Annotated in this window: 3 protein-coding genes; 1 reads left to right on the top strand and 2 read right to left on the bottom strand. The window is 66.4% G+C overall.

Translation table 11 applies throughout. From position 1 onward, the window contains the following. Positions 1-102 precede the first annotated feature (102 nt). Positions 103-909: a hypothetical protein gene (locus tag CJZ98_RS17475; RefSeq protein WP_094592380.1), complete on the top strand. Its 807-nt coding sequence runs from the start codon at positions 103-105 to the stop codon at positions 907-909. Here the strand turns inward: CJZ98_RS17475 and CJZ98_RS17470 are convergent. Together CJZ98_RS17470 and CJZ98_RS17465 are read right to left on the bottom strand one after the other, a co-directional pair. Further along, positions 846-1,682, bottom strand: a complete 837-nt coding sequence (locus CJZ98_RS17470; protein WP_094592379.1) for a gamma-glutamylcyclotransferase — start codon at positions 1,680-1,682, stop codon at positions 846-848. The genes CJZ98_RS17475 and CJZ98_RS17470 overlap by 64 nt on opposite strands. A gap of 672 nt (positions 1,683-2,354) precedes the next feature. Further along, entirely contained in the window at positions 2,355-2,552 is a 198-nt protein-coding gene (locus tag CJZ98_RS17465; protein ID WP_094592378.1) for a hypothetical protein, read from the bottom strand. Positions 2,553-2,742: the final 190 nt, after the last annotated feature.

The raw sequence follows: 2,742 nt of genomic DNA, 5'->3' as shown, positions 1-2,742 counted from the left end.
GAACTGGATCGCACTGCGGGCCATGGCCGGACTGGTATTTGTGTACCAGTCTATGGGCTCAGGTCCTGCGCTGCGGAGCGAGCTGGGTAATCAAGTGTGGCGATGCGTGGCCGGGAGTGGCAGTGGGCTGCCCATCTGCTGGATGCGGTGCTCCAGGGCCCGACCGAACTCACGCGGGCGCGGCTCTATCGCGCGGTCTGCAGCCTCCACGAGAGCGGCGGCGTCGATAGCGACACCCTCCAGCAGCTGGTGGGGCGGCACCGGCAGGAGGGACAGGAGCAGCGAGGCACTCCGCCGCTTGATGTACTGGTGCAAGATCCCACCACCTGCCTGCTGGAGCTCCTGCTGCTCTGCCAGGGCGCGGATCCAGAGCTCCTGGATCAGCTGTACGACGCGGAGGGACGACGCGGTACCACTGGCCTCACCCTGTTGTTGCAGCCCGAGCGGGGGCCTTCCACGATTGTGGTGCTGAGTGAGTGGTTGGCGGAAGCCCAGCTGGCGGAATGGAGCCAGGAGGGTTGGCTGGTGGTGGATGCCACGGCAGAGCCCGTCGGAGAGCTGGGCCGGGGCAGCCAGCTCAAGAGCCCCAACGTTCCCACCCGGGTTCTGGTGGGATTGGCGCAGGTGCTGGGCAGAGCGGCCGTTGCGGGCCGGGGTGGCTCCGCAGGCCTGACGCCCGAGGCAGCCCAGCAGCGCTTTCTGGCCCGGGATGACGGTCGCCTGGTCAATCCAGACAGTGGAGAGCCCCGTTGGCAGTACGTCACCAGTGGGGTGCTGGTGGAGCATCCGTACCGCAAGGCGTTTGAGCGCAGCCGGTCTACGGGCACCTGGCAGCTCATTCCTCCCTACGTGGTGGTGCAGAGGGATTCGAGCACCTTGCAGCGCCAGGCAGCCGGCAGGTTCCAGTGATCGAGCCCCTGGAGGATGTGGTTCCGGTAGGAGTCCTCCGCTTGCAGACCTCGCCGTCGCCTGTCATCGCAGGGCACATAGGTGAGGGCCTCAAACGTGGCGCCGCAGCGACTGCGGACCCGCACCCGATGGTGTTGGTAGTGACCCCCGCGGATGCCTTCGGCTCGATCCAGCGCTGCGACGTCGTCAGCGCTGTGGTGCGTCACGACGCCCCAGGTGGTGGCGCTGCTGCAGAGCTGGATCCCCGCATAGCCGTAGCCAGGCCGACCGCAAGCCACTTTGTCGATGCCCCAGCTCCAGCCCTCCAGCTGCGCGACGACCCCGTCCCCGTCCCAGTCATGGCAGCGGGCCTGCAGGCGGTCGGGATCGAGGTTGGAGCCGTAATGCAACACCGCCGTGGTCTGCCACTCCCCCGCGGGGATCACCGGGGCAGCGGCCACTTGCTCCCGATTGCCGTGGTATGTCCAGGCGATGGTGCCGTCACTGAGGCTGAGCTCGGATCGGTCGTAGTAGCCGGGGTAGCCCTCGAGCTGATCCAGAAGGGCCAGGCCCCCATCGTTGACGCGGTAGAGCTCACCATGGATCACGGTCTCACTACGACCCGTCAGCAGCGCCATCGGATAGGGGCCGAGGTTGTGGAGCTGGGCGCCAACCAACCGCCGGCGTCCGAGGTAGATGCTGCCGTGGAGGTAGTGGTGATTCGACTGGCCACGCTTGAGCGTGCCGTAGACAAAAACGGTGTGGCGGGACGTTGGCTGGAGGGAGATCGGCATAGGCAAGGAGGTGTGGGTGGAGGAATCGATGGTGATGGTCCTGGTGTTGCTCAGGTGCTGAGCAGCAGCACTGCTGGTGCACGACGGATTGCCCTAGCCGCTGCTCGCTGAGCTCTTGCCCCCGAGCATGAATCCGGCTGGCGATGTGCTCCAGCAACCCGACGCGGACATAGTCCGTCGGCCCTGAGATGGCCAGTGCATAGCCCACGGCGCAAGCCGCAGCATTGACAGCTGGACGAGCAACTGACTTGGCGAACAGGTGATGTCGTTTGTTCGACAACCCCTGATCAAACACTATCTCCTGGGAGGGCCATCTGTCAAGTAGGTGAGGACTGTCACAGTGAACGGGCTCAGGTGTTGCTCAGCTGTTGATTCACCCCATCGCATTGCGCTGCCGCTGATCACCCAAGAGTTCAGAGCAACGCCGCGCCCGGCGCTGGAGGGGAAACAGAAAACCCTGACTGCAGCCGGAGCCTCTAGGGACCAGGGGCATGGACTGAGTGGCCCCGGCCGAGCGGCCAGGGCCGGACTGCTCGGCGCTCCAGCTCCTGGCCCCAGCTGGGCAGATCCAGCGGATTGATCCGATCCACTGAGGGCCGGTGGGGCAGGGATTGTGGTACGGGTGAAGCACAAAAAAGGCCCCGGCCGCAGCCGGGGCTGAAGGCCTGAGCCTCAGAAGGGCAGCTCGCTCTCCGGGAATGAGCTCACCACCGGCGGATTGAGGAGCTGCCGATCGAACAGGAGATCAGCGCAGAGCCGCTCCAGCCGCCCCAGAGGAGCCGGGCGGTGGGCGGAGGCCTCTTCGCACAGCAGCTCCAGGGTGCGGGAGCTGAGGGACCGGAAGGAGCGGATGCGGGATGCGGTAGCCATGGCAGGCGTAGCGGAGACCCCGAAGCAGGCCGGGGTGGGGTCAAGGGGCAGCCCCCTCCGAGATGCGGAGCGCAGCGCAGCCAACGCACCAGTCCGGCTGACTTGCGCAGCCCTTGAGGCCACCCCGGACCATGAGGAGGGCTGCGCGAAGCCGATCCACAGAAAGCCGGTGGGGCAGGGGCTGCACCGA

Source organism: Vulcanococcus limneticus LL (assembly GCF_002252705.1).
Classification (GTDB): Bacteria; Cyanobacteriota; Cyanobacteriia; order PCC-6307; family Cyanobiaceae; genus Vulcanococcus; species Vulcanococcus limneticus.
The sequence above is the reverse complement of the archived record's forward strand: the minus strand, read 5'-3'. Positions and strand labels throughout refer to the sequence as shown.